This is a genomic window from Pseudomonas sp. ACN8, from assembly GCF_002303925.1.
Taxonomy (GTDB): Bacteria; Pseudomonadota; Gammaproteobacteria; order Pseudomonadales; family Pseudomonadaceae; genus Aquipseudomonas.
In genome coordinates this window covers 41,604-64,807 of the sequence record NZ_MRCS01000040.1, presented here as the reverse complement: position 1 = coordinate 64,807, position 23,204 = coordinate 41,604, and the positions used below count along the sequence as shown (strand labels likewise).

Here is a 23,204-nt window from a genome sequence, read left to right as displayed (position 1 = left end):
CGATAGCGGTGTGTCAGCCAGCGAAGTATTGACTGACATGACGCCATCGCGAGCAGGCTCGCTCCTACAGGTAAATGCATCACGGCTTCACCTTGCGCCCCACCATGTGCTTCAAATACCCCACCAGCATCCTCAGATCCCCATCCGGCAACACCTCGGCCGAGAACCCGGGCATCTTCGCCTGCGGCCACTGGCGCAAACTCTGTGGGTCGCGAATGTAGCGCTTGAGGAAGTCCGCGCCGAAGTACTCGGTCGGGTTGTACGGAATATTCAGGTCCGGTCCGAATTGCGCGTCCCCGTCGCCATTGAGTCGATGGCAGGCCAGGCAGTTCTTCTGGAACAACGCAAAGCCCTTGTTCACCGGATCATCCGCCTTCAACGCCGGATCGGGCAGCAGGGCAGGGAAGCGCTCGGCAACGGGCGCCAGGCGTTTGATGCTCGCCACCTGGAACGGCCATTGCTCGGGGCTGATGTTGCCGGCCTGCGGATTGCTCCAGACCAGATAGAACGGCCCGGCGCCTGGCTTGCCTTCGGAGAGCGGCGGCCAGGGTTTGGCCGGGTCTTCAATCGCCAGCCATGCCTGCGCACCCTGGGTATTGAGCAACGGCGCCGCTGTCATTTCGGCGGCAAAGCCATCCAGGGCCACGGCTTGCAGGTGGTCGTCAGGCTTGATGCCGGTCAGCAATGCCGACAGCGGCACGGCGCGGTAGCTCATGTCACGCTTGTAGGAAACGTCGTTGCTGATGTTGATGGTTTGAACCTGAGGATGCTTGAGCAATTGCTCGGTCTGCCAGGTGCGACTGTTCGCGCCCAGCTCCAGATTCAGCTGTGCGGCATACAGGGGCGAACCGAACAGTGTGGCCCCGAGGAGAATGAGCATTTTCAAGTGATCGTCGTCCATGTCGTGTGCAAGTGCCGCAAAGATTGGCACAGCCACGCTGGCCCGGGTAGCGGGCCAGTCACATTTTGAGAGTGGCAATTCAAAAACTGTGACGCCGTAGCTTTTAGACGCGACTAGCCGATGACCTTGGTCAGGTTCGGCAATATCAATAACAGCGTGGTGGCGAAAAGGATGAGCCCGGCTTGACGTACTTTCGATTGTTTGAACATGGCTTGACCGCCTTTTTTGTTATTTCCTGATGCCTGCCCGCATAGCTCCATGATGGCAGCGCGTTGCACTTCCTGTAGTGACGAGTGCCTCGGCAAAACCCGACGACAACTTCGTACAAGTTCACCTTAGAGCCCGCGTTAAGCTTGGTTTAGATCCATTTCGTATGGTGTTCTTGCAATTCGCTTTAAAAAAGGCATGAGGCCTATTGCCAGCTTCTTTGGCGCCCGTTGGCTAGACAGCTTGGGGTCCTGAATGGTAGCTGACTACCGTTCGTCTGAGCGTGAGCGTCAACGTCTGTGAGCGCTGCGGTCATTGAATCAAACGCGGCTCGGGCCAAGAGTGGGCACTCGGTATTTACCCACCTGCACTGCGGTTCGAGGACGTCATGACCCAAGCATTGATTTTCGACGCGTTACGCACGCCCCGTGGCAAAGGCAAGGCCGATGGCGCCTTGCACAGCGTCAAACCGGTGAACCTGGTTGCCGGTTTGCTCAACGCACTGCAACAACGCACTGCGCTGGACACCAGCCAGGTCGATGACGTGGTGCTCGGCTGCGTGACACCGATCGGCGATCAAGGTTCCGACATCGCCAAGACCGCCGCTCAGGTGGCTGATTGGGATGTCAGCGTGGCGGGAGTCCAGATCAACCGGTTCTGTGCTTCGGGGCTGGAGGCCGTGAACCTCGGCGCGATGAAAGTGCGTTCCGGTTTCGAAGACCTGGTGGTGGTCGGTGGTGTCGAGTCGATGTCCCGGGTGCCGATGGGCAGCGATGGCGGGGCCTGGGCGCTGGACCCGGCGACCAACCTGCACAGTCAATTCACGCCACAGGGCGTGGGCGCCGACCTGATTGCCACACTTGAGGGCTTCAGCCGCCAGGACGTCGATGCCTACGCCCTGCATTCCCAGCAAAAGGCTGCGCGGGCGCGAGCTGATGGCTCGTTCAACAAGTCGCTGGTGCCGGTGCAGGACCAGAACGGCATCATCCTGCTCGATCACGATGAGTTCATCCGCGCCGAATCGACCCTGGAAGGCCTGGGCAAGCTCAAGCCGAGTTTCGAGATGATGGGGCAGATGGGCTTCGATGCCACCGCGCTGCGGGTCTACAGCCATGTCGAGCGGATCAACCATGTTCACACCCCCGGCAACAGTTCCGGGATTGTCGATGGCGCGGCGCTGATGCTCATCGGCTCCGAAGCCAAGGGCCGGGCGCTGGGCTTGCAGCCTCGGGCGCGGATTGTCGCCACGGCAGTCACCAGTACCGATCCGACCATCATGCTCACCGGCCCCGCGCCGGCGACCCGCAAGGCACTGGCCAAGGCCGGGCTGCGGGTCGAAGACATCGACTTGTTCGAGGTCAACGAGGCGTTCGCGTCGGTGGTGTTGAAGTTCATCAAGGACATGGCCGTCGATCCGGACAAGGTCAATGTCAACGGCGGTTCAATCGCCATGGGCCACCCGCTGGGCGCCACCGGTTGCGCCATCCTCGGCACGCTGCTCGATGAGCTGGAAGCCCGACGCCTGCGTTATGGCCTCGCGACCCTGTGTGTCGGCGGCGGCATGGGCATTGCCACCATCATCGAACGCCTCTGAGCCCGGACTTCAAGGAACCCCGTTATGAACGAAGCCATTCGTTACGAAAAAGACCAGGACCAGATCGTCGTCCTGACCATCGACATGCCCGGCCAGAGTGCCAACACCATGAACGCGGTGTACCGCGAGGCCATGGCTGACAGCGTTGCGCGTCTGGTGGCCGACAAGGACAGTATCGCCGGTGTGATCATCACCTCGGCCAAGAAGACTTTCTTCGCTGGCGGCGACCTCAATGAACTGATCAAGGTCGGCAAACCCCAGGCCAAGGCCTTCTACGACATGGTGCTGAGCCTCAAAGGCCAGTTACGCACCCTGGAAACCCTCGGCAAGCCAGTGGTTGCGGCGATCAACGGTGCGGCTCTCGGCGGCGGCTGGGAAATCTGCCTGGCCTGCCATCACCGCGTGGCGCTGGACAACCCATCGGTGCAACTCGGCCTGCCGGAAGTCACCCTCGGTCTGCTGCCGGGCGGCGGAGGCGTGGTGCGCATGGTGCGCATGCTCGGCCTGGAAAAAGCCCTGCCTTATCTGCTTGAAGGCAAGAAGGTGCGGCCACAACAGGCGTTGCAGGCAGGCTTGATCGACGCACTGGCGAGCGATCACGAAGACCTGTTGGCCAAGGCGCGGGCGTGGATTCTGGCCAATCCGGCGGCGGTGCAGCGCTGGGACGTGAAGGGCTACCAGATACCGGGTGGCACGCCGTCTAACCCGAAAGTCGCGCAGATGCTGGCGATTGCGCCGTCGATCCTGCGCAGCAAAACCCAGGGCACGATGCCCGCGCCGGAGAAAATCCTCTGCGCGGCGGTCGAGGGCGCCCAGGTGGATTTCGACACGGCGCACCTGATCGAAACCCGCTACTTCACCGAATTGACCACCGGCCAGGTCTCGAAAAACCTGATCGGCACGTTCTGGTTCCAGCTCAATGAAATCAACGCCGGCGGCTCGCGGCCCCAGGGTTTTGCGCCCTATGTCACCCGCAAGGTCGGCGTACTCGGCGCCGGGATGATGGGCGCCGGTATCGCCTTTGTCAGCGCGTCGGCGGGGATCGAGGTGGTGCTCAAGGACATCAGCCTCGCGGCGGCGCAGAAGGGCAAGGCGCATTCGGCGGCGCTGCTGGACAAGAAAGTCGCTCGCGGACAAATGAGCCTCGAGCAACGCGACACCGTTCTGTCACGGATTCAAACCAGCGAAAGCGATGCCGACCTGGCCGGTTGCGACCTGATCATCGAGGCCGTGTTCGAGGATCGAGACTTGAAGGCCAGGGTCTCGTTGGCGGCGCAGAAGGTCGTCGGCCCGGACGCTGTGATCGCCTCCAACACCTCGACCCTGCCGATCAGCGGCCTGGCGTGCGCCGTGCCCGACCAGAGCAAATTCATCGGCCTGCATTTTTTCAGCCCCGTGGAAAAAATGCCGCTGGTGGAAATCATCAAGGGCGCCAACACCAGCGACGAAACCCTGGCCCGCGGCTTCGATTACGTCCTGCAAATCAAGAAAACCCCGATTGTGGTCAACGACAGCCGCGGCTTCTTCACCTCAAGGGTGTTCGGCACCTTCACCAACGAAGGCATCGCCATGCTGGGCGAGGGCGTGAGCGCGGCGATGATCGAGACTGAAGCGCGCAAGGCCGGCATGCCGATAGGACCGCTGGCGATCTCTGACGAAGTTTCCCTCAGCCTGATGAACCATATCCGTCTGCAAACGGCCAAGGACCTGCAAGCAGAAGGCAAACCGCTGACAGAACACCCGGCATTTTCCGTGATTGACTTACTGCTCAATGAGTTCAAGCGTCCCGGCAAGGCTGGCGGTGGAGGTTTCTACGAGTATCCGGCGGGAGGCCAGAAACACCTGTGGCCTGAGTTGAAAACCCGCTTCGAGAAAGCCGACGGGCAGATTTCTCCCAAGGACGTGCGTGATCGCCTGCTGTTCGTGCAAGCCATCGAAACCGTGCGCTGTGTGGAGGAGGGCGTGTTGACCTCGACGGCGGATGCCAACGTCGGCTCGATCTTCGGCATCGGGTTCGCCGCCTGGACCGGCGGTGCACTGCAGTTCATCAACCAGTACGGCGTGCAGGACTTTGTGGCCCGGGCGCAGTATCTGGCCAAGCAATATGGCGAGCGGTTCGCGCCACCTGCCTTGCTGCTGGAGAAGGCGGCCAAAGGGGAGGTGTTCTAAGGGGGGAGAGATGATGCATTTCGGGGCTTGCCTTGTCACAGCGTTTCAAGGCAGGCTCTGGGGTGTGCATTATTCCCATCACGTGTCAGGTATTTTTTATGTCGTTACGCATCTGCATTCTGGAAACCGACCACCTGCGTCCGGAATTGGTTGACCAATATCAGGGCTACGGGCAGATGTTCAAACACCTGTTTTCGCAGCAGCCGATTGCCGCCGAGTTCACCGTCTACAACGTGGTGCAGGGTGAATACCCAAGCGACGACCTGACGTTCGACGCCTATCTGGTGACGGGCAGCAAGGCCGACTCCTTTGGCACCGACCCGTGGATCGAAACCCTCAAGAAATATCTGCTGACCCGCTACGAGCGCGGCGACAAGTTGCTGGGCGTTTGTTTCGGTCATCAGTTGCTGGCGTTGCTGCTCGGCGGCAAGAGCGAGCGTGCGACCCAGGGCTGGGGCGTCGGCACCCACAACTACAAATTGGCCGCCAAGGCGCCATGGATGAACCCGGTGCGCGAAGAACTGACGCTGCTGATCAGCCACCAGGATCAGGTCACGTCGCTGCCGGAAAACGCCACGGTCATCGCTTCCAGCGATTTCTGCCCGTTTGCCGCCTACCACATCAACGATCAGGTGCTGTGCTTCCAGGGGCATCCGGAGTTCATCCACGACTACTCCCGCGCCTTGTTGGAGATTCGCCAACAGGCACTGGGCGAGCAGGTCTACTCCAAGGGTATTGCGAGCCTGGAACAGGAACACCACGGCACCACGGTGGCCGAGTGGATGATGCGGTTTGTGGCACACAAGCCAGCAGCTGATTGAAATTAAAAACATCGCGAGCAGGCTCGCTCCTACATTGATCTCTGCAACACCGAAGATCGACTGTGGGAGCGAGCCTGCTCGCGATCGAGTGCGAAGCACTCGCCTTGGATTTAAAGCCACCCCGACTTCTTGAAACTTGCCCACAACCCCAGACAACCCACCGTAATAAACCCCAGCACCCCGAAATACCCGTAGTGCCAGGTCAACTCGGGCATGTTCTGGAAATTCATCCCATAGATCCCCGCCACCGCCGTCGGGAAGGCCAGGATCGCCGCCCAGGCCGCAAACTTGCGTTGTACCACGCTCTGGCGTGAGGCCTCCAACAGCACCCCGACCTCAATCGTCTGGCTGGCAATATCCGCCAGCGTCGTCAGGTCTTCCATCTGCCGCGTTACATGGATCTGCACATCGCGAAAGTACGGGCGCATGTTCTTGTCGATGAACGGGAAGCTCAGCCTCTGCAGTTCCTCTCCTATCTCGATCATCGGCGCCACATAACGACGCAAGCGTAAAACATCACGACGCAGGCCATGTAGCTTCTGGATGTCGTAATCATTCAGCGAGCCACATAACACATTGCCCTCCAGCACATCGATTTCCGCGTGAATGGCTTCGCCCATCGGCTGGTAGTTTTCGATCACGAAATCGAGGATGGCATAGAGTACGAAATCTTCCCCGTGCTCAAGCAATAGCGGACGCGCCTCACAGCGCTGTCGGACATGGGCGTAGGACGCCGAGTGACCGTTGCGCGCAGTAATGATGTAGCCATTGCCGGCAAAGATATGCGTCTCGATGAACTCGAGTTTGCCTTCGTGGCGGATGGGGGAGTAGGTCACGATGAACAGTGCATCGCCGAAGGTTTCCAGCTTCGGCCGGCTGTGCTTTTCCAGGGCGTCTTCGATGGCCAGTTCGTGCAGGTTGAACTGGCGTTGCAGATTATAGAGTTCCTCGGCGTTCGGCTCTTCGAGGCCGATCCAGACAAAGTGCCCGGGCTTTGCCGCCCAGGCTGCGCCTTCGTCAAGGGTAATATTGGTGACTCTCTTACCGGCGCTATAAACCGCAGCAGCAACAACTCTACCCATGATGGTGGTTCACTTCTTTTGGCAGCTTTCAATTGGCAACGAATGCATTGGCAGTGTGGATCAGCTTAGCCTCGCAGTGTTTGAGAGTCAGTTAAATCTGCCGAGTTCTGGGCAAAGACGCACAGGCAAAAGAAAACCCGCGCCAGGCGGGTCTTCTTTTTCAGGCGGCTTGCAGTTGCCGGTCCATCGATTCGATGCATTCACGCATCTGCTCGCGGCACTGGGCGATCAGCAGGGGCATGTCGTCCAGGCTCAATCCGGCGGTGGGAATCGCCGGCAACGAGCGAATCAGGATTTTCCCGCTGCGCCAGCGGTTCAATCGCATGTGTTTGACGTAACTGCTGACACACACCGGGACGATCGGCACCCCGGCGGCAATAGCCATCTGAAACGCGCCTTTCTTGAAGGGCAGCAAGTCCTCACCCAGATTGCGCGTGCCTTCCGGGAAAACCCAGATCGAAGTGTCTTTGTTTTGCAGGGTGTGGGTGGTGGTCAACATCGACTGGCGTGCCTTTTGCGCATTGCCACGGTCGATCAGCACGTTGCCGGCCAGCCAGAACAACTGCCCGAACAGCGGCACCCACTTCAGGCTCTTTTTGCCGATGCACACGGTGCGGCGGGGCACCACGTTGCCAAACACAAACAGGTCGTAGTTGGACTGGTGATTGGCGATGATCACGCAGCTGTCGGGTTTATCCATCAACGGCCCGACTTCGGCTTTCACCCGCAAACGCAAAATACACATGGCCGGCCATGCATACAGGCGTGCGCACAGGCGGCTGTTGTCCGGATTGAATGGCCGACACAGGCCGAGAATCACTCCCAGCATCCCCGCCACAATAAAGTGCATGCTCATCAACGACATACGGAACAAAAACAGCATTTACAGGCCCCACCGGGACAAAAGGTGGCGCAGTGTACGGATGTGCACTGTTTTCGGCAATTGCTCCCAGGGAAGTGGGAGATGGCCGATGTTTGAGCTGATGTTGCCGACTATTTGGTCAGACGCGGTCTAGAGCGTTTGCAGACGTTTAACCAAGACACCTATGAAAAAGCCCGACACGACGGTCGGGCTTTTCGTTGCAGCAGTTCCGGGCTTAGCCCAAATGTTCCTGGTCCTGGATGATCGCGTTGTCCAGGGCCTCCAGCAACGCCTTGCGCACTTTCAGTTTGGTGTTCTTGTGCGCGGTCATGTTGATCTTCTTCAACTGACGAGCCGCCGCCAGCGCCGCGCCTTGCAGTTCTTCAGGCGAGACCACCACATCAAGGAAGCCGGCTGCCACGGCGCCTTGTGGATTGAACATCTCGCCGTTGACCACCGAACGCTGTAACGCCACTTTGTTCAGGCGGTCACGGGCGATCTCGATGCCTGCGTGGTGCATGGTCATGCCGATCTGCACTTCGTTCAGGCCGATGCTGAATGGACCGTCTACACCGATGCGATAGTCGGCCGACAACAGCAGGAACGCACCCTTGGCCACCGCATGCCCCGAGCACGCCACGATCACCGGGAAGGGGTGCGACAGCAGGCGGCGGGCCAGGGTCGAGCCGGCGGTCACCAATGCCACGGCTTCCCTGGGGCCGGCCGTCATCACCTTCAGGTCATAACCGCCAGAGAGAATGCCCGGCTGGCCGGTAATGATCACCACCGCACGATCCGTCACGGCCCGATCCAGCGCAGCGTTGAACTCGGCAATCACATCCGGAGAGATGGCATTGACCTTGCCATTGTTCAAGGTCAGGGTCGCGATACCGTCTTCGAGATGGTAAGAAATCAACTCACTCATGACGCTATTCCTTTCAATAAAGTTGGGCAGACGTTACCCACCGCCGCAGGCCAGGTAAAGCGCCGTGGCTGACCCACCAGTCACCCTTTTCCCGCCCGCCAAGCGTAGCCCGCCGCGCCTGCCGCGCATTCCCCTCTATATAGAAGAGGGCACGAAGCCGGAGATTGGCCGGTTTGCCATGGCCCGGAACGACCGCAAACGCTGAATCGCGTTAACCGCATGAAAATTCTGAAAAAAATATTTGCCATCGGAAAAGCTTTCGACTACATTAGCGCGCCTCGACAGACAGAACTTGTTTGAAGAGATACGGTGAAGTGTCCGAGTGGCTTAAGGAGCACGCCTGGAAAGTGTGTATACAGGAAACTGTATCGAGAGTTCGAATCTCTCCTTCACCGCCACATTCTGCAAACACAAACCCCTGACTTTCCTAGAGAAAGTCGGGGGTTTGTGGTTTTTGGCGTCTGAAAAAGAGCGATAGGGAATGTTGCCGGATCATATTCCCGTTCGTATGGCCATCTACTCCGCAATCCGGCCCCAAATACATCATCGTGCCGATATCCAAGCGAAAACGAAGCAAGCGTAAGGTCCTTCGAAACTCGCGGAGCTCTCCTACAGCCAGAGCGAGGGCGCCTCGATATGCTGCTTCCTATGCATGACACAGTTTTTGAATAGGGTTTTTCGCAAGTATGAGCATTGAAATAAAGAACATGATCAAGGCTGCCGTGTTGATTTTTGCGGTGTGGCTTGCGCAGTTTCTTGAGCACGAGACGCTGACGGCTTTAATTTTTACGTCTGTATTTTCATGTGGTGCGTATTTTGCTTTTTGCAACCGCAAGAACATCAGTGCTTTTGCAAAGAAATGGCCAAGCTCCCTGGCCTACACAGCAATCGTTTTTTACATTTGTAAAATCGTAGCGGAGAAAACCATCAACGCTACCACTGGAATTGAAGTCGAAAATATCAGGTACGCCTCGACAATCGGTGGTGTCATTTTATCTGTACCCATTTCACTGCTGTTGATCAGCATTTGCATGCTCGTCTGTTGGCAGATGAAGGCGTTGTTTGGTGTGAGGATTGGCGCGTCTGCCGAAGAACACGTTCCAGGGCTGAAGATTTTCTTCATCGGGACCCTGATGGGAGCCGGCATGCTCGCTTCATCACAAGTTGATCCTTTAATCCGGTATGCGGTTCTCGCTGACGCGTCCAAGGTCACGACCTGCGGGCCAGTGGAAAATGACGTTGTCTACATCCGAAAAAATCCGGATACCTGTTCCAGGATCCATGTGAATCTTTTTAAGGGTATCTATGACTTCAGCGATGTACCTGCGAAATCCAACTGAAAATTGAAAGGAGGGCGGGGCGTTCATGGCGCGTGGGGTCCATGGGCAGCGCATCTATGTCGACCCGAAGGCCGAGATGGTCATCGTCCGCTACGCAACCCATCCGGTGGCCAGTAACTCGGCCAACGATCCCGTCACGTTGCCGGCGTTTGAGGCGCTGGCTGAATTTCTGAACAGTAAGGAACGCCCATGATCGTCACCACGACCCACGCCATCGAAGGCCGGCAAATTACCGCCTACCTGGACATCGTCAGCGCCGAGTCGGTGCAAGGGATCAATGTTGTCCGCGACGTGTTTGCCGGGATGCGCGACTTTTTCGGCGGGCGTTCCCAGACACTGGAACGAGCGTTGAAGGAAGCGCGCATTCAGGCCACCGATGAGATCAGGGAGCGGGCGCTGGCGCTTGGGGCGGACGCGGTGGTCGGGCTTGATTATGAGATCAGCATGCCGGCCGGCAAGGGCGGGATGGTCGTGGTGTTTGTGGCCGGGACGGCGGTCAAGTTGAGGTGAAAGGTGAGAAGCCATTCGTCGGTCACGGGAAAATCCGAACAGCGGGTCTGTTGGTGACCGGCTAGTCTGAAAAACCTTGGCGATCGATATTCTTTCAGGCAAAGGGTTTGCCGGTGTCGATCGCGCGTTTTGAAAGGGGTGAAGAGATGGCTGATCCATATATCGAGGACGATGGCGCAGAATTTCCGATCAACAACGCCGTGCGGTGTGGTCAGACCCAGTATGTGGCGAGTTTCGGCGAGGACCAGACTGAGGTCGGCAAGATCAAGACCAGGGCGTGCCGGGTACTGAAGGGCAAATTCTTACCCAGGGTGACAGCACCGGTCAGGAAGTAACCGAACGTTAGACAGACCCCGTCATAGAACGGGATTTTTTGTGTCTGAAAAATTTCATGACAATTTTTTTGAAGGGAGTGATTTTTCACAAACTTTTCACAGGTCCCTTCGTAATCTCGACTCATCCGTTAGAAAGCAACACCTGGCCCGTTTCCCCAGCGGGCTTTTTTTTGTCCGCGATAAAACCTTTTCGGTAAACGCTGTCCAACCGTCGCCAATCGCGAAGTTGGATCGGTGTGCTGGACTTTATCCGCGCAAAAGCATTCAATCTCGCCCCCTTTTTGTGTACCCCTATTTTTTGAGGTTTTTGTCATGCGTTTAACACTGCCCGCTCTGGTTCTGGGGCTTCTGGTTGCTCAAGGTGCAATGGCTGGTGACGGCACTGCCGCGCTGGGCGGTGGCTTGGGCGGCGCATTGGGTAACGTGGTCGGCCAGAAGATGGGCGGCAGCACTGGCGCAGCGATTGGCGCGGGCGTCGCTGGCGCGGCGGGCAGTGCAGTTGCCGCCAAAAAAGGTCATCGCACCAGCGCTGCTATCGGTGGCGGTGTTGGCGCGGCCGGTGGTTCGGTGATCGGCAATAGCCTTGGCGGCAAGTCCGGCGCCACCATCGGTGCTGGCCTGGGCGGTGCATTGGGCGGTGGCGTAGGCAGCAACCTGGCCAAGGGTCACAAGGGTCACTGATCCTGATTGTGCATCTAAAAAGAGCCCGGCTTGATGCCGGGCTTTTTCATTTATGAACGTTTTACGGTGCCGCGGCTCAAATCTTCCATACCCCTGAAAAATGTGAGGCACGCCATGGACCCGAAAACCAACGGCAAGAAAACCGCAAGCCTGAGTGCTCGACGATTGATGTTGCCTGCGATTGTTTTTGGATGGCTGATCTCTCAGGCGGCACTGGCGGGAGGTAATGGAGATGCCGCGGTGGGCGGTGGTCTTGGTGGGGTGTTGGGCAACGTTGTCGGTGGTCAGGTGGGCGGTAGTACGGGGGCAGCGATTGGTGCAGGTGTCGGCGGAGCGGCCGGCAGTGCCATTGCCGCACCCAAGCGCAGTCGCACCGAGGCGGCGGTAGGCGGTGGTTTGGGCGCGGCGGGTGGATCGGTGGTCGGCAACAGTCTTGGCGGTTCGACCGGATCGGCCATCGGCGCAGGCCTGGGCGGTGCAGCCGGCGGTGCGGTCGGCAATGATCTGGGGAGTGACAGCGGTCATTCCCATTCCGGTAACGGTTATAAACATTCGAACAAACACCACAAAAAGCATCGCTAGTTGAGTGAGGCATCCCATGACAGTGAAAAGCAAAGGCAAGGAAGAAAAAGACCCGAGCGGACTGCCATCTATCAACGATCCCGGCAATGAGGATCCGGGATCGCTGATGGATGATGCGACGGTGCCGCTTAACGATGCTGATGATTTGGGCGATGTGGGGAATATCGAGTTTGACGATGAGGAAGAGGACGAAGATTGATCGAGCCCAGTTGGCGGAATGACTGGTTGTCCAACTGATCGAACGCGTCCATCGTCCGATCCTCGCCAGGTCATGGCCTTCACTTCAGGTCACGCGAGAGGTGCGATATGAAGACTGATCGGAAAGTCCCCGACGCTGATGAAACACCGGAGTATCCGCTGCCGTCGCCTACCGATTCCTTGAGCCGCGATCAACGACCGCCGGACGATGATGATGCAGGTGTGGAGCAGGTTCCGAGCAAGGACGATATTGAGGCCGATTCCGATGATCGGGACGATGGCGCGGGTGCGAGTGAGCCAGCTATTACGAAACGACAGTGAGCAAGCCCGGGACTCCCGTGAGTCTGCGTGATACGCGTATTTATTCGAAGGTTGGAGAGGGCACACCAGGCTCCCCCACATCAACCTTTGCCCCTCCTTCCCCAAATGGAGCCGAGCATTCCGGCTTGTTCGCCTGCGGGCAATTCCCGTCCAACCCCAATGGATTCACCCACCCTGTCGGGTTCCGGGTGTACCGATACGGGTTCAACCCACCGGCCAGTTTGACCGGATCCGGCGTCAGATAGCGACCGATGTCGGGATGGTAGTAGCGATGGCGGTTGTAGTGCAGGCCGCTCTCGGCGTCGAAGTATTGCCCCTGGAACCGTAGCGGCTGTTCGAATCGTTCGCCGGCGCCCTGGCTCAGTTCGCGGAGTTTGCCGTGGGCGGTGTATTTCGCCGACCAGACGATGGCACCACTGTAGCTGGTCAGTTCCTGCGGGGTGCCGAGATGGTCGAGTTGGTAGTAGAACGGGCGGACGTCTGCCCGGCCCTTGCCGTCGAGCAGCGCCAGCGGGCGGAAGCTGCCGGGTTCGTAAATGTAACTGCGGTAGTGTCGGGGAGCGCTTTCCGCGATGAGCCGGTCGCCTCGCCAGAAGAATTGCGTGGTCTGGCCGTCGACGGTTTTGCGGATGCGCCGGCCGAAGGCGTCGTAGCGGTAGCTGACACTTTTACCGTCCGGGGTGCTGATACTGATCAGGCGGTGCTGGCTGTCGTAAGTGTATTGGGTGACCAGAGGCGGCATACCGCGGTGTTCTCGGATCAGGTTGCCGAAGACGTCGTAGACGTAGTGGCTGTTGCAATGGCGGCGCAGGCGGTTGCCCTGGTGCACGAACGGGCTCGGACGGCCGTGGATCTGCAGGTTGCCGGCCGGGTCATGGGTGAAGCTCTCCGCGAACGGGTCGCGGGCGTGGTGTGCGCCGGTCAGGCGATCGAGTGCATCGTATTGATAGTGGCGTTGGCCCCGACGGCTGTCGGTAATCTGCAGGAGATTGCCCTTGGCGCTGTAGGCATACTCGCGGCTGTACATCGGTCGTTGCTTTTGGCTGACGGCATGGGCCTGCAAACGGCCTTGCTCGTCGTAGGCGTAATCGCTGAGCAGCAGGCCCTGTTGGCGTTGCTGTTCGCGCCCGCCGACAAAACGGTGGCTGGTCAGGCGCGTGCCATTGAGATCGATGGCAGTGAGGACGCCGCCCTTGGCATGGTGGTAGACAAGGACACAGTCGTCCGGCAGGCGCAGTCGCTTGAGCCGACCGCAGGCATCGTAGACGTAACGCAGGGTGACCCGGCCCTGATGCTCGGTGATCAGCCGGCCCTGGCAGTCGTATTCGAACGCCAGCGGATGGTCCTGACCGTCATCGACGCGGACCAGTCGCCCGAAGTTGTCGTAGTGGTACTCGACCTTGATCCCGTCGGGCAGGGTCTTGAGCAATAGGCGCCCGGCACTGTCGCGTTGGTACTGCGTGACGAGTTGCGAACCGTCGTCGCCGAACTCGGTTTTCTCCAGCAACTGACCATTACCGTCATACGCATAAGTGGTACGACGGCCATCGAAGCCGGTTTCCTGTCGGATCAATCCGCCTGGCGTGTAGTCCAGCCGATAGGTGTCGCCGACCTCGTTTTCGATCTCGGTGAGCAATAGCTGCGCATGATCGTAGCCGTACTTCAGTGCGCTGCCGTCGGGGTTGATCCGACGGCTGACCAAGTGCAGGTCGTCGGCGTATTCGTAACGGGTTACCCGTCCCAGTTCGTCGGTTTCGGCGGTGACCTGGCCGTAGGCGTTGTAGCGACAGGCACGGCAGGCACCGGTGGGCAGTGTGGTCCGTGTCAGTCGACCCACGGCGTCCCACTCATAGCTGGTGACCGCACCGTGTTCGTCCTGCCCGGTAATCCGCCGGCCCAGCACATCGTAGGAAAAAGTGCGCTGGGTACCGTCCGGCAAAGTCTCCTCCAACAGTTGCCCCAAGGCGTTCGAGACAAACCGGTGACTGCTCTGGTCGGGGAATCGGATTGTCAGCAAGCGCCCCTGCGGGTCGTAGACATAGCGGGTGATCTGCCCGTCCGAATCAGTAACGGCAGTGATATCGCCCTGGAGATTGCGCTGACAGGTCCACGTCTCCTGACCCCGCGTGTGGGTGTGCAGGACGCCGTGACGATACTCGCAGGACGTGGGCGCCTCATTCTGCGCAAGCAGCGTAACCAGCCGACCGACTTTGTCATATTGGTATCCGGTGACGGCGCCGAGGGCGTCCTGCTCAGCGATCAGGCGGCCTTGATCGTCGTAGGCGTAACGCGCCTCCATTTGGGTAAACGAGGCCCAATGATGGATGCAGCGGGCTGCCTTGCCGGAGCGTTCCCACGCCCAGAAAAAACTCGCGCCACCAGCCAGTTGCCGTTGCAGGATGACGTGCTGCTCGTCGTAGTCATAGCGCTCGCTTTCACCCGCGGCGTTGGTTGCCTCGATCAAGCGCTGGCGGGCGTCGTAGCGGTAGCTGACCAGTGTCTGTTCGGTGCGCCAGGTGTTCGTCTCGGGATCGCCGCGCTGAAACACCTGATAGTCGACGGCCACCAGGTGCTTGAGGTCGTAACGCAGCAATAAGGCGCGGTCGGCGCCGTTGTCCAGGCGTTGGATCCGGTCACAGCGGTCCCGCTCTACTGTCAGGCGGTTGCCGTAGGCGTCGCTGATCGCGCTGAGCCGGCCGTCATGAAAGTGGTAGAACCGCGCGCGGTCGCCGGCCGGGGAAAGGATCAGTTCGTCCGGCTTCTCGCCGAGGTAAATCGCCGCCCGCGACAGGCTGTTGTGGAGCACCGGCCGCGTCGCCGTCGGGCGGGGAAAGGGTGTGCGGCGGTTTTCGGGGTCGATCCACAGTACCTTATCGCCGTGGAGTTCCAGGTGCTGGGACAGTGAATGGCTCCAGCCAAAACCGAGGCCGCTGTCGATTTCAACGGCACTGGTGCGATAGAGGCGGGTGAAATCGAAGGGCAGGATCCCGTCGAGGGTGCCGTCGGTGAGGGACAGCAATCCTTCGCCGGTAACCATCGACACCGGGCCGTTGTGGGTGGCGGTTCGCTCGACGGTGTCGGCGCTGTCGTCGTTGGGGTTTTTCGCTTTCCTGGAGGCGTCCTCGCGGCGTTCCTGCCTACCGGAGCGAAGTGTCAGGGGACCGCTGGCGGGGCATGCCAATACCTCTTGGGGATCGAACATCTGCTGTCTTTCGCTTGGCGGAGTATGGAGCGCGAAACTCTGCGGGGGATCAGCGAGGAAAGAAGTCGGGAAAGGTGGCGCTTGCTGTAGGGCGATTCGCTAAATCGCGGAGGGCCATTCGGCGTCGATTGGGATTTGATCATTGCTCTGGACCGGTGGCGCTCGCTATGCTGCTGAATCCTTTAATCCATGGGGCATCGGCCGTACCTGAGCTGCCCGGGATGACTTAGAAAACGGATCAGATGCGATGAATGCACCACTGAAAGCAATCGGCCCGATCAAGGCCGTGATTTTCGATATGGACGGCTTGTTGCTGGATACAGAGGGCATTTACACCGAAGTCACGTCCATCATCGCCGCGCGTTACGGCCGGACGTTCGACTGGAGCATCAAACAGAACATCATTGGCCGGGGCGCAGGCGATCTGGCGCGCTATGTGGTTGAAGCGCTGGACTTGCCGATTACGGCGCAAGAATTTCTGGTGATCCGCGAGCCGCTGATGCGCGAGCGTTTTCCTACAGCACAGGCAATGCCCGGCGCACAGGAACTGGTACGGCATCTGAAGGCCAACAACATTCCCATTGCCGTGGGCACCAGTTCGTCGAGTCAGTCGTTCGGCCAGAAAACCACCTTGCACCGCGACTGGTTCGCCCTGTTCGACTTCATCGTCACCGCCGATGACCCCGAGGTGGGCGCGGCCAAACCGGCACCGGATATTTTCCTGACGGCGGCGCGGCGCCTGGGTGTTGCACCCGAAGATTGCCTGGTGTTCGAGGATTCGCCTTTCGGTGTCACCGCGGCGAAAGCGGCGGGGATGACGGCGATTGCAATTCCGGATGCGGCAATGGCCGACGCCAGGTACGCACATGCCGATGGCATTCTTCGTACGCTGAAGGCGTTTGTGCCGAGTGCTTTTGGTTTGCCGGCGCTTGAGTGGACCTAGCAAAAAGACGGCTCGACTCTGGCCAATGTGGGAGCGAGCCTGCTCGCGAAGGCGGTGTTTCAGACAACATCAAGGTGTCTGATACTCCCTCTTCGCGAGCAGGCTCGCTCCCACAGTTATTGCAGTTGGCAGATACGAATCAGGCGCCGAAACCACCGTCGATGGTCAGGCTGGCTCCAGTGATGTAGCCCGCTTCAGGGCTGACGAGGTAGGCGACGAAACTGGCGATCTCTTCGGCCTTGCCGTAACGGCCCACGGCCATCAACGGGATCAGGCTTTCCGCAAAGTCACCGTGGGCCGGGTTCATGTCGGTGTCGACCGGGCCCGGTTGCACGTTATTGATAGTGATGCCTTGCGGGCCGAGATCACGGGCCAGGCCTTTGGTCAGGCCGACCAGCGCCGACTTGCTCATGGCGTACGGGCCGCCACCGGCGAAGGGCATGCGGTCGGCATTGGTGCTGCCGATGTTGATGATGCGACCGCCTTCGGTCATGTGCCTGGCGGCGGCCTGGGTGGCGATGAACACGCTGCGCACGTTGATGGCCAGGGTCTGGTCGAAGTCTTCGAGTTTGAACTCGGCCAGCGGTGCGACCGCCAGTACGCCGGCATTATTGACCAGGATATCCAGGCGACCGAAGGCTTCTACCGTGGTGGACACGGCACCGCGGATGGCGTCGGCGTCGGCGCTGTCGGCCTTGATGGCCAGGGCCTTGCCGCCCTTGGCGATGATGCTGTCTTGCAGTTCTTCGGCCTTGGCCGTGGAGCTGACGTAAGTGAAGGCAACGGTCGCGCCTTCAGCGGCCAAGCGCTTGACGATGGCGGCGCCGATACCGCGGGAACCACCTTGAATCAATGCCACTTTGCCGCTGAGGTTCTGAGTAGTCATGTCGATCTCCAAGTCCCGAGGCGAGATGTCCCGGTTGATGGAGCCTAGTATCGATTCAGGATTACCTGCTGTGTAGACCATAATTGCGATAGTCTGTGTAAACCAAAAGTTTATAGTGGCGCCTATGGAAACCTTCAGCAGTATCGAATGCTTTGTGCGCAGTGCCGAGGTCGGCAGCTTTGCCGAAGCGGCGCGTCGCTTGAGCCTGACACCGGCGGCGGTGGGCAAGAGCGTTGCCAAACTCGAGGCGCGCCTGGGCGTCAGATTGTTCCAGCGCAGCACTCGCAGCCTGACCCTGACGGAGGCCGGTCAACTTTTCCTTGGTGAAGTCAGTGCCAGTCTGCACACCATCCAGAATGCCGTGGCTAATCTCGCCAGCGCCGAGGGACGCCCGGCAGGCACCTTGAAGGTCAGCATGGGCACGGTGTTCGGACGCTTGTATATCGTGCCGCTGCTCGGGGAGTTCTTGCGGCGTTTTCCGGCGATCAATCCGGACTGGCATTTCGACAACCGTCAGGTCGACCTGATCGGCCAGGGTTTCGATGCCGCGATCGGTGGCGGATTCGAACTGCCTCAAGGGGTGGTGGCACGCAAGCTGACGCCAGCCCATCGCGTGTTGGTAGCCTCTGCGGGTTACCTGGCGGCGCACGAAGCGATCCTCGAGCCCGATGATCTCAAGCAGCACGACGGCATCCTCATTCGCTCGCCGCAGACCGGTCGCGTGCGCTCCTGGCAATTGACCAGTCGCACCCAGCAACACAGTTCGTTGGCCCTCAAGACGCGGATGACCCTGAGCGACTCGGAGGCCGCTTGCGCCACGGCCACCCAGGGCCTGGGCATTGCGCTGGTGAGCATGCCGTTTGCCGTGGGCTATCTGGAGGCGGGGACGTTGCAGAGGGTGTTGCCGGACTGGTATGTCGACGATGGCAATATTTCCATCTATTACGCCGAACACAAACTGCTGCCTGGCAAGACCCGGGCGTTTGTGGAATTCGTCATTGAGCAGTTTGCCGAGCGGGGGTTGGGGCAGAGGTTTAGTGCTGTTTGAGCAAGTCTTGAAACCGGGGTGCGGCCATCGCGAGCAGGCTCCCAACACTGGATTTGCGACGCAAGCAAATTCCCTGTGGGAGCGAGCCTGCTCGCGATGAACGATAACGCGGTCTACCGGGCAAACCGCCCCGGCCAGCCAATGATGTTTTTCGGCCGCGGCGTCGCATAGGTCCGCACTTTCGATGTCGACAGCCCCAGTCGCACCAATGATTCGGCAATGGTCACTGCCGCCGTCACGCCGTCCACCACCGGTACCCCGGTACGCCGGCGAATCTGCTCGTCCAGCCCGGCCATGCCGCCGCAGCCCAGGCAAATCACTTCGGCCTTGTCCCGGGTCACCGCCAGTTCGGCCTGATGCACGATGGCCTCCAGTGCGCGCTGCGGTTCGTGTTCCAGTTCCAGCACGGCCAAACCACTGGCCCGTACCGAGGCGCAACGGTCCCAGAGGCCGGAGAGCTTGAGGCGATCTTCGATCAGCGGCACGGTGCGGTCGAGGGTGGTGACCACGGAATAGGCGTGACCGAGAAACATTGCCGTGCTGGCGGCGGCATCGGTGATGTCCACCACCGGCACATTGAGCAGTTCCTGCAAGCCTTCACGGCCGTGTTCGCCGTAGCCGGCCTGGATCACGGCGTCGAACGGCTGGTCGTAGGACATCACCCGGTCCATGACCGCGATGGCCGCCAGGTAACTTTCGAAATTGCCTTCGATGGAGTCGGCGCCGAAGTACGGGGTGAGGCCGACGATTTCCGTGCCGGGCGACGCGACGGCCTGCGCCGAGCGGGCGATGGCCTGGGTGATGGATTCGGTGGTGTTGACGTTGACCACGAGAATGCGCATGGGGAGTCCTTATTGCAGTTGGTTCTGCGGCCCGACAACGGCGGGCCGCGACAGGATCAGTGGCTGACGTTGTCGACCGCGATGGCTTCGCCGCTGACATCGGTGTAGAGCGGTTGGCGCTTGGCGATGATCAGGTAGAGCATCCCGGCGATGCCGGCACCCATCAGCCAGGAGAACGGCGATACGCTGTGGAAACCCGGCACCAGGGCCAGGACAATGGCGATGAGGGCGGCGGGAATGAACGCCGCCACGGCGCGCAAATTGACCCCGCGGCTGTAGTAATACGCGCCGTTCGGGTCTTCGCTGTACAACTGCGGCACGTTGACCCGGCCTTTTCGCACCAGCCAGTAGTCGACCATGATCACCCCGTACAACGGGCCGAGCAGGGCACCGAGGCCGGACAGGAAATACACGATCACCAGCGGGCTGTTGTAGAGGTTCCACGGCAGGATCAGCACGGCGATGGTCGCGCTGATCAGCCCGGCGCGGCGGAAGGTCAGGTACTTGGGCGCCAGGTTGCTGAGCACGAACGCCGGGGCGACGAAGTTGGCCATGATGTTCACTGCCACGGTGACGATCAGGAACGCCAGGCAGCCGAGCACCAGGAAGAAGGTATTGGGGATCGAGGCGATGATTTCGGTCGGGCTTTCGATGATCCGGCCATTGATCTGAAATTGCGCGCCGCACAGCAGGACGGTGATGCTGGCGAACACCAGGATATTCACCGGCAAGCCCCAGAAATTTCCGACCTTGATGGTCTTGCGGCACGGCGAAGAGCGGGCGAAGTCGCAGAAGTTGAGGATCAAGGTGCCGTAGATCGCCAGCCACAACGCGCCACCGGCAAAGATGTTGCGCCACATCTCACCGCCAGTCAGCGGTTCGCGGATCGACCAGGCGATGGTCGCATCGGCCTGGGTGTACATCCACGCGGCAAGGGCGGCAACGGTCAGCAGAATCACCGGGCCGGCAAATGCCTCGTAGCGCCGCACCATCTCCATGCCATAGGCAAGGATCGCCAGTTGCACGAACCAGATCGCGACGAAACACACCCAGCCCAGGGTCGACAGGCCGAGGATCGAGTCGTGGTCGTAGTCGGCGAAGCCGGGATGGACCGCCGTCAACAGCACGCGAAAGACCACGGACGCAAGGTACGTCTGAATGCCGAACCAGGCGATGGCGATAACGGCGCGGATCAACGCAGGAATTTGCGCACCGTGAATGCCGAAACTGATCCGGCTGATGACCGGAAACGGCACCCCGGTTTTCTGGCCCATGTAGCCAGACAGGTTCATGAAGAAGTAAACCAGCGCCGCGCCGATCCCCAGGGACAGGAGAATCTGCCAGCCACCCAGACCCAAAGCGTACAGACCGATGGCAAACGAGTAGTTGGCAATGTTGTGCACGTCGTTGGTCCACAGGGCAAAGATGCTGTAGCGGCCCCAGCGCCGACCTTCGGCCTTGGTCGGCGCCAGGTCCTTGTTGTGCAATCGGGGGCTGAGCACCACGGGGGCGTGATGCGCCTGATTGTCGGCGGTGTGGGTGGAATGGGAGGAGGGTAGATCCAGCGCGATGTTGTTATTGGAGAGACTAGTACGCATTCCGGCAGGCTCCTGATGCTCGACGCCGCGATGACTGTGCATGAGCGTTGGCTCGACAAATCTTCGTCGCGGGTGGCGAATATCATTGGTTACGGGGCATCTGCAGCCTGTACGGGATAGGGCGCTTCAGGCTTGCGGATCTAAAGTGTGTGTATGTTTTGATTTTATTGTATACAAAACATGTATGCACTTAAGCCAGATCCATGCCAGTCGGAAGTTCTATGAAAGGCATTGCTCATTTCTTTTTGTTATGGCTTTTCGCCAAGTTACTGAAAAGCAATCAATATAAATTGACTGTTTGATCAGGTATTTATTTTCCGGAGGGGATTCAGGAGGGAGTGGCGGCGCCAGGCAAGCGGAGGGATGTAACTTTTGGGGGCGCGGAAACAAAAAGTGCACACATAAATGGCACTGATGGTGACATTCCTGTGTACACATTTTTTGAAGCTGCAGATAACACTGTAGGAGCGAGCCTGCTCGCGATGGTCGTCAACGATAACGCGGGGTGCCTGATACCCGGCTGCGTTCTCGGGTTCATCGCGAGGTCGTCAACGATAACGCGGGGTTTACGCTTTCGATTTGCTAATGATATTCCCCGCATGCAGCCCGCATTCCTTCTGCGTCGCTTCTTCCCACCACCAGCGGCCTTCGCGCTCGTGCTGGTTCGGCAGTACCGGGCGGGTGCAGGGTTCGCAGCCGATGCTGATGAAACCGCGTTCGTGCAGGCTGTTGTACGGCAGCTCCAGCATGCGGATGTAGCCCCAGATCTCTTCGCTGGTCATTTGTGCCAGCGGGTTGAACTTGTACAGGGTGCGTTCCGGGGTGGAGAACGCGGTGTCGATTTCCATCACCGCGACGGCGCTGCGGGTGCCGGGGCTCTGGTCCCGGCGCTGGCCGGTGGCCCAGGCCTTCACGCCTGACAGCTTGCGGCGCAGCGGTTCGATCTTGCGGATGCCGCAGCATTCGCCATGACCGTCCTTGTAGAAACTGAACAGGCCTTTTTCCTTAACGAACGGTTCAAGTTTCGTGTGGTCCGGCGACACCAGTTCGATGTCGATCTTGTAGTGCTCGCGCACCTGATCGATGAAGCGGTAGGTCTCGGGGTGCAGGCGGCCGGTGTCGAGGCTGAACACCTTGACGTTCTTGTTCAGCTTCCAGGCCATGTCCACCAGCACTACGTCTTCGGCGCCGCTGAAAGATATCCACAGGTCATCGCCGAACTCGGCAAAAGCGAGTTTGAGAATGTCCTGGGCGGACTTGTTGGCATAGGTCGTGGCGAGTTCCACGACGTCGAACGTTGGGCTCATCAGGGCGGCTTCCTACAGGTCGGTGGCGCTGGGCGCTCTATATGGGGTCGATGGTAACAAAAAGCTGCGCGGGCCGGGGCATCCTCTGCGTTGCGCAGGCAGGCCCGAGTCGCTAGAGTTCGGCAGTCTTTTTGCTCGCTCGACTCAATAATCAATACAAATGGGAGTGTCTTGTGGAAATTGCCTGTCTGGATCTTGAAGGTGTGCTGGTTCCGGAAATCTGGATCGCCTTCGCCGAAAAAACCGGGATCGAATCCCTCAGGGCCACCACCCGGGACATTCCCGACTACGACGTGCTGATGAAGCAGCGCCTGCGGATCCTCGACGAGCACGGCCTGAAGCTCTCCGACATTCAGGAGGTGATCGCCACGCTCAAGCCGCTGGACGGCGCCATCGAGTTCGTCGACTGGCTGCGCGAGCGCTTCCAGGTGGTGATCCTGTCGGACACCTTCTATGAGTTTTCCCAGCCGCTGATGCGTCAGCTGGGCTTCCCGACCTTGCTCTGTCATCGCCTGATTACTGACGACACCGGGCGAGTCACTGACTATCAACTGCGTCAGAAAGATCCAAAACGTCAGTCGGTCCTGGCCTTCAAGAGCCTCTACTACCGGGTGATCGCGGCAGGGGATTCCTACAACGACACCACGATGTTGGGCGAAGCCGATGCCGGGATTCTGTTCCATGCGCCGGACAATGTGATTGCGCAGTTCCCGCAGTTCCCGGCGGTGCATACGTTTGAAGCGCTGAAGCAGGAGTTCATCAAGGCTTCGAACCGCACTTTGAGCCTGTAACCTCGACCTTGTAGGAGCGAGCCTGCTCGCGATGAGCCTGAGAGCGCCGCGGGGTGTCA

General features: G+C 59.6%; 22 protein-coding genes, 1 tRNA gene and 1 pseudogene. 15 read left to right on the top strand and 9 right to left on the bottom strand.

The genetic code is table 11. The features are described 5' to 3' along the window. Positions 1–79: 79 nt before the first annotated feature. Positions 80–901, bottom strand: coding sequence for a cytochrome c (locus tag BSF44_RS21385; protein WP_095945195.1), 822 nt, complete (start codon positions 899–901; stop codon positions 80–82). A gap of 595 nt (positions 902–1,496) precedes the next feature. On the opposite strand from BSF44_RS21385, the gene BSF44_RS21380 reads away from it, so the two are divergent. The 3 genes from BSF44_RS21380 (at position 1,497) to BSF44_RS21370 (ending at position 5,692) form a co-directional block, all read left to right on the top strand. Next, the gene (locus tag BSF44_RS21380; RefSeq protein WP_095945194.1) at positions 1,497–2,702 is read left to right on the top strand and encodes an acetyl-CoA C-acetyltransferase; all 1,206 of its coding nucleotides are present in this window, start codon (positions 1,497–1,499) and stop codon (positions 2,700–2,702) included. Between the two features lie 24 nt (positions 2,703–2,726). Then, positions 2,727–4,871 carry a 3-hydroxyacyl-CoA dehydrogenase NAD-binding domain-containing protein gene (locus BSF44_RS21375; protein ID WP_095945193.1) on the top strand — a complete coding sequence of 715 codons (2,145 nt, stop codon included), beginning with the start codon at positions 2,727–2,729 and terminating at the stop codon, positions 4,869–4,871. 98 nt (positions 4,872–4,969) lie between these two features. Beyond that, positions 4,970–5,692 carry an amidotransferase gene (locus BSF44_RS21370; RefSeq protein WP_095945192.1) on the top strand — a complete coding sequence of 241 codons (723 nt, stop codon included), beginning with the start codon at positions 4,970–4,972 and terminating at the stop codon, positions 5,690–5,692. Positions 5,693–5,802: 110 nt separating this feature from the next. Here the strand turns inward: BSF44_RS21370 and BSF44_RS21365 are convergent, their stop codons facing one another. From BSF44_RS21365 to BSF44_RS21355, 3 genes are all read right to left on the bottom strand, one after another. Then, entirely contained in the window at positions 5,803–6,774 is a 972-nt protein-coding gene (locus BSF44_RS21365; RefSeq protein WP_095945191.1) for a magnesium and cobalt transport protein CorA, read from the bottom strand. A gap of 160 nt (positions 6,775–6,934) precedes the next feature. Beyond that, entirely contained in the window at positions 6,935–7,657 is a 723-nt protein-coding gene (locus BSF44_RS21360; RefSeq protein ID WP_095945190.1) for a 1-acyl-sn-glycerol-3-phosphate acyltransferase, read from the bottom strand. Between the two features lie 214 nt (positions 7,658–7,871). Then, positions 7,872–8,561, bottom strand: coding sequence for a crotonase/enoyl-CoA hydratase family protein (locus BSF44_RS21355; protein WP_095945189.1), 690 nt, complete (start codon positions 8,559–8,561; stop codon positions 7,872–7,874). 308 nt (positions 8,562–8,869) lie between these two features. Here BSF44_RS21355 and BSF44_RS21350 point away from each other — a divergent pair. The 9 genes and pseudogenes from BSF44_RS21350 to BSF44_RS21310 all read left to right on the top strand — a co-directional run bounded on the left by BSF44_RS21350 (position 8,870) and on the right by BSF44_RS21310 (position 12,528). Then, positions 8,870–8,959, top strand: a tRNA-Ser gene (locus BSF44_RS21350). Between the two features lie 309 nt (positions 8,960–9,268). Then, a complete protein-coding gene (locus BSF44_RS21345; protein ID WP_141250067.1) occupies positions 9,269–9,901 on the top strand; it encodes a hypothetical protein in 633 nt (210 codons plus the stop codon). A 16-nt stretch (positions 9,902–9,917) separates the two neighbouring features. Further along, positions 9,918–10,094, top strand: a pseudogene (locus BSF44_RS21340) (6-aminohexanoate hydrolase); the annotation flags it as partial. Further along, entirely contained in the window at positions 10,091–10,411 is a 321-nt protein-coding gene (locus tag BSF44_RS21335; protein WP_095945187.1) for a YbjQ family protein, read from the top strand. The pseudogene BSF44_RS21340 and the gene BSF44_RS21335, both read left to right, overlap by 4 nt. A 146-nt stretch (positions 10,412–10,557) precedes the next feature. Then, complete coding sequence (locus tag BSF44_RS21330) at positions 10,558–10,746, top strand: hypothetical protein (protein WP_095945198.1); 189 nt, start codon at positions 10,558–10,560, stop codon at positions 10,744–10,746. A 312-nt stretch (positions 10,747–11,058) separates the two neighbouring features. Beyond that, positions 11,059–11,427, top strand: a complete 369-nt coding sequence (locus tag BSF44_RS21325; RefSeq protein ID WP_095945186.1) for a bacteriocin — start codon at positions 11,059–11,061, stop codon at positions 11,425–11,427. Positions 11,428–11,541: 114 nt separating this feature from the next. Then, positions 11,542–12,009, top strand: a complete 468-nt coding sequence (locus tag BSF44_RS21320) for a YMGG-like glycine zipper-containing protein (protein WP_095945197.1) — start codon at positions 11,542–11,544, stop codon at positions 12,007–12,009. 16 nt (positions 12,010–12,025) lie between these two features. Beyond that, positions 12,026–12,208, top strand: coding sequence for a hypothetical protein (locus BSF44_RS21315; protein WP_095945185.1), 183 nt, complete (start codon positions 12,026–12,028; stop codon positions 12,206–12,208). A gap of 107 nt (positions 12,209–12,315) precedes the next feature. Further along, positions 12,316–12,528, top strand: a complete 213-nt coding sequence (locus BSF44_RS21310; RefSeq protein WP_095945196.1) for a hypothetical protein — start codon at positions 12,316–12,318, stop codon at positions 12,526–12,528. A 40-nt stretch (positions 12,529–12,568) separates the two neighbouring features. On the opposite strand, the gene BSF44_RS21305 is transcribed toward BSF44_RS21310, so the two are convergent. Continuing rightward, on the bottom strand, positions 12,569–15,565 hold the full coding sequence (locus BSF44_RS21305; protein ID WP_371918288.1) for an RHS repeat-associated core domain-containing protein: 2,997 nt from the start codon (positions 15,563–15,565) through the stop codon (positions 12,569–12,571). Between the two features lie 412 nt (positions 15,566–15,977). Between BSF44_RS21305 and BSF44_RS21300 the strand changes: the two genes are divergently transcribed. Continuing rightward, complete coding sequence (locus BSF44_RS21300) at positions 15,978–16,673, top strand: HAD-IA family hydrolase (protein ID WP_095945184.1); 696 nt, start codon at positions 15,978–15,980, stop codon at positions 16,671–16,673. Positions 16,674–16,812: 139 nt separating this feature from the next. Here BSF44_RS21300 and BSF44_RS21295 read toward each other — a convergent pair whose 3' ends face one another. Beyond that, positions 16,813–17,559, bottom strand: a complete 747-nt coding sequence (locus BSF44_RS21295; RefSeq protein WP_095945183.1) for a 3-oxoacyl-ACP reductase family protein — start codon at positions 17,557–17,559, stop codon at positions 16,813–16,815. Positions 17,560–17,683: 124 nt separating this feature from the next. Between BSF44_RS21295 and BSF44_RS21290 the strand changes: the two genes are divergently transcribed. After that, positions 17,684–18,607, top strand: a complete 924-nt coding sequence (locus BSF44_RS21290; protein WP_095945182.1) for a LysR family transcriptional regulator — start codon at positions 17,684–17,686, stop codon at positions 18,605–18,607. A gap of 113 nt (positions 18,608–18,720) precedes the next feature. Here the strand turns inward: BSF44_RS21290 and BSF44_RS21285 are convergent, their stop codons facing one another. From BSF44_RS21285 to BSF44_RS21275, 3 genes are all read right to left on the bottom strand, one after another. Beyond that, the gene (locus BSF44_RS21285) at positions 18,721–19,449 is read right to left on the bottom strand and encodes an aspartate/glutamate racemase family protein (RefSeq protein ID WP_095945181.1); all 729 of its coding nucleotides are present in this window, start codon (positions 19,447–19,449) and stop codon (positions 18,721–18,723) included. Positions 19,450–19,505: 56 nt separating this feature from the next. Further along, the gene (locus tag BSF44_RS21280; RefSeq protein ID WP_095945180.1) at positions 19,506–21,047 is read right to left on the bottom strand and encodes an NCS1 family nucleobase:cation symporter-1; all 1,542 of its coding nucleotides are present in this window, start codon (positions 21,045–21,047) and stop codon (positions 19,506–19,508) included. Between the two features lie 566 nt (positions 21,048–21,613). Next, on the bottom strand, positions 21,614–22,354 hold the full coding sequence (locus tag BSF44_RS21275) for a phosphoadenylyl-sulfate reductase (protein WP_095945179.1): 741 nt from the start codon (positions 22,352–22,354) through the stop codon (positions 21,614–21,616). 173 nt (positions 22,355–22,527) lie between these two features. On the opposite strand from BSF44_RS21275, the gene thrH reads away from it, so the two are divergent. Then, entirely contained in the window at positions 22,528–23,145 is a 618-nt protein-coding gene (thrH, locus tag BSF44_RS21270) for a bifunctional phosphoserine phosphatase/homoserine phosphotransferase ThrH (protein WP_057715714.1), read from the top strand. Positions 23,146–23,204 lie beyond the last annotated feature (59 nt).

Excerpts from the sequence above, each read along its gene's own strand:
- BSF44_RS21385 (WP_095945195.1), bottom strand. The coding sequence starts at position 901 with ATGGACGACGATCACTTGAAAATGCTCATTCTCCTCGGGGCCACACTG.
- BSF44_RS21345 (WP_141250067.1), top strand. The coding sequence starts at position 9,269 with ATGATCAAGGCTGCCGTGTTGATTTTTGCGGTGTGGCTTGCGCAGTTT.
- BSF44_RS21325 (WP_095945186.1), top strand. The coding sequence starts at position 11,059 with ATGCGTTTAACACTGCCCGCTCTGGTTCTGGGGCTTCTGGTTGCTCAA.
- BSF44_RS21335 (WP_095945187.1), top strand. The coding sequence starts at position 10,091 with ATGATCGTCACCACGACCCACGCCATCGAAGGCCGGCAAATTACCGCC.
- BSF44_RS21305 (WP_371918288.1), bottom strand. The coding sequence starts at position 15,565 with ATGGTTACCGGCGAAGGATTGCTGTCCCTCACCGACGGCACCCTCGAC.
- BSF44_RS21360 (WP_095945190.1), bottom strand. The coding sequence starts at position 7,657 with ATGCTGTTTTTGTTCCGTATGTCGTTGATGAGCATGCACTTTATTGTG.
- BSF44_RS21330 (WP_095945198.1), top strand. The coding sequence starts at position 10,558 with ATGGCTGATCCATATATCGAGGACGATGGCGCAGAATTTCCGATCAAC.
- BSF44_RS21355 (WP_095945189.1), bottom strand. The coding sequence starts at position 8,561 with ATGAGTGAGTTGATTTCTTACCATCTCGAAGACGGTATCGCGACCCTG.
- BSF44_RS21310 (WP_095945196.1), top strand. The coding sequence starts at position 12,316 with ATGAAGACTGATCGGAAAGTCCCCGACGCTGATGAAACACCGGAGTAT.
- BSF44_RS21280 (WP_095945180.1), bottom strand. The coding sequence starts at position 21,047 with ATGCGTACTAGTCTCTCCAATAACAACATCGCGCTGGATCTACCCTCC.
- BSF44_RS21290 (WP_095945182.1), top strand. The coding sequence starts at position 17,684 with ATGGAAACCTTCAGCAGTATCGAATGCTTTGTGCGCAGTGCCGAGGTC.
- BSF44_RS21370 (WP_095945192.1), top strand. The coding sequence starts at position 4,970 with ATGTCGTTACGCATCTGCATTCTGGAAACCGACCACCTGCGTCCGGAA.
- BSF44_RS21295 (WP_095945183.1), bottom strand. The coding sequence starts at position 17,559 with ATGACTACTCAGAACCTCAGCGGCAAAGTGGCATTGATTCAAGGTGGT.
- BSF44_RS21315 (WP_095945185.1), top strand. The coding sequence starts at position 12,026 with ATGACAGTGAAAAGCAAAGGCAAGGAAGAAAAAGACCCGAGCGGACTG.
- BSF44_RS21375 (WP_095945193.1), top strand. The coding sequence starts at position 2,727 with ATGAACGAAGCCATTCGTTACGAAAAAGACCAGGACCAGATCGTCGTC.
- BSF44_RS21275 (WP_095945179.1), bottom strand. The coding sequence starts at position 22,354 with ATGAGCCCAACGTTCGACGTCGTGGAACTCGCCACGACCTATGCCAAC.
- BSF44_RS21285 (WP_095945181.1), bottom strand. The coding sequence starts at position 19,449 with ATGCGCATTCTCGTGGTCAACGTCAACACCACCGAATCCATCACCCAG.
- BSF44_RS21365 (WP_095945191.1), bottom strand. The coding sequence starts at position 6,774 with ATGGGTAGAGTTGTTGCTGCTGCGGTTTATAGCGCCGGTAAGAGAGTC.
- BSF44_RS21300 (WP_095945184.1), top strand. The coding sequence starts at position 15,978 with ATGAATGCACCACTGAAAGCAATCGGCCCGATCAAGGCCGTGATTTTC.
- BSF44_RS21320 (WP_095945197.1), top strand. The coding sequence starts at position 11,542 with ATGGACCCGAAAACCAACGGCAAGAAAACCGCAAGCCTGAGTGCTCGA.
- BSF44_RS21380 (WP_095945194.1), top strand. The coding sequence starts at position 1,497 with ATGACCCAAGCATTGATTTTCGACGCGTTACGCACGCCCCGTGGCAAA.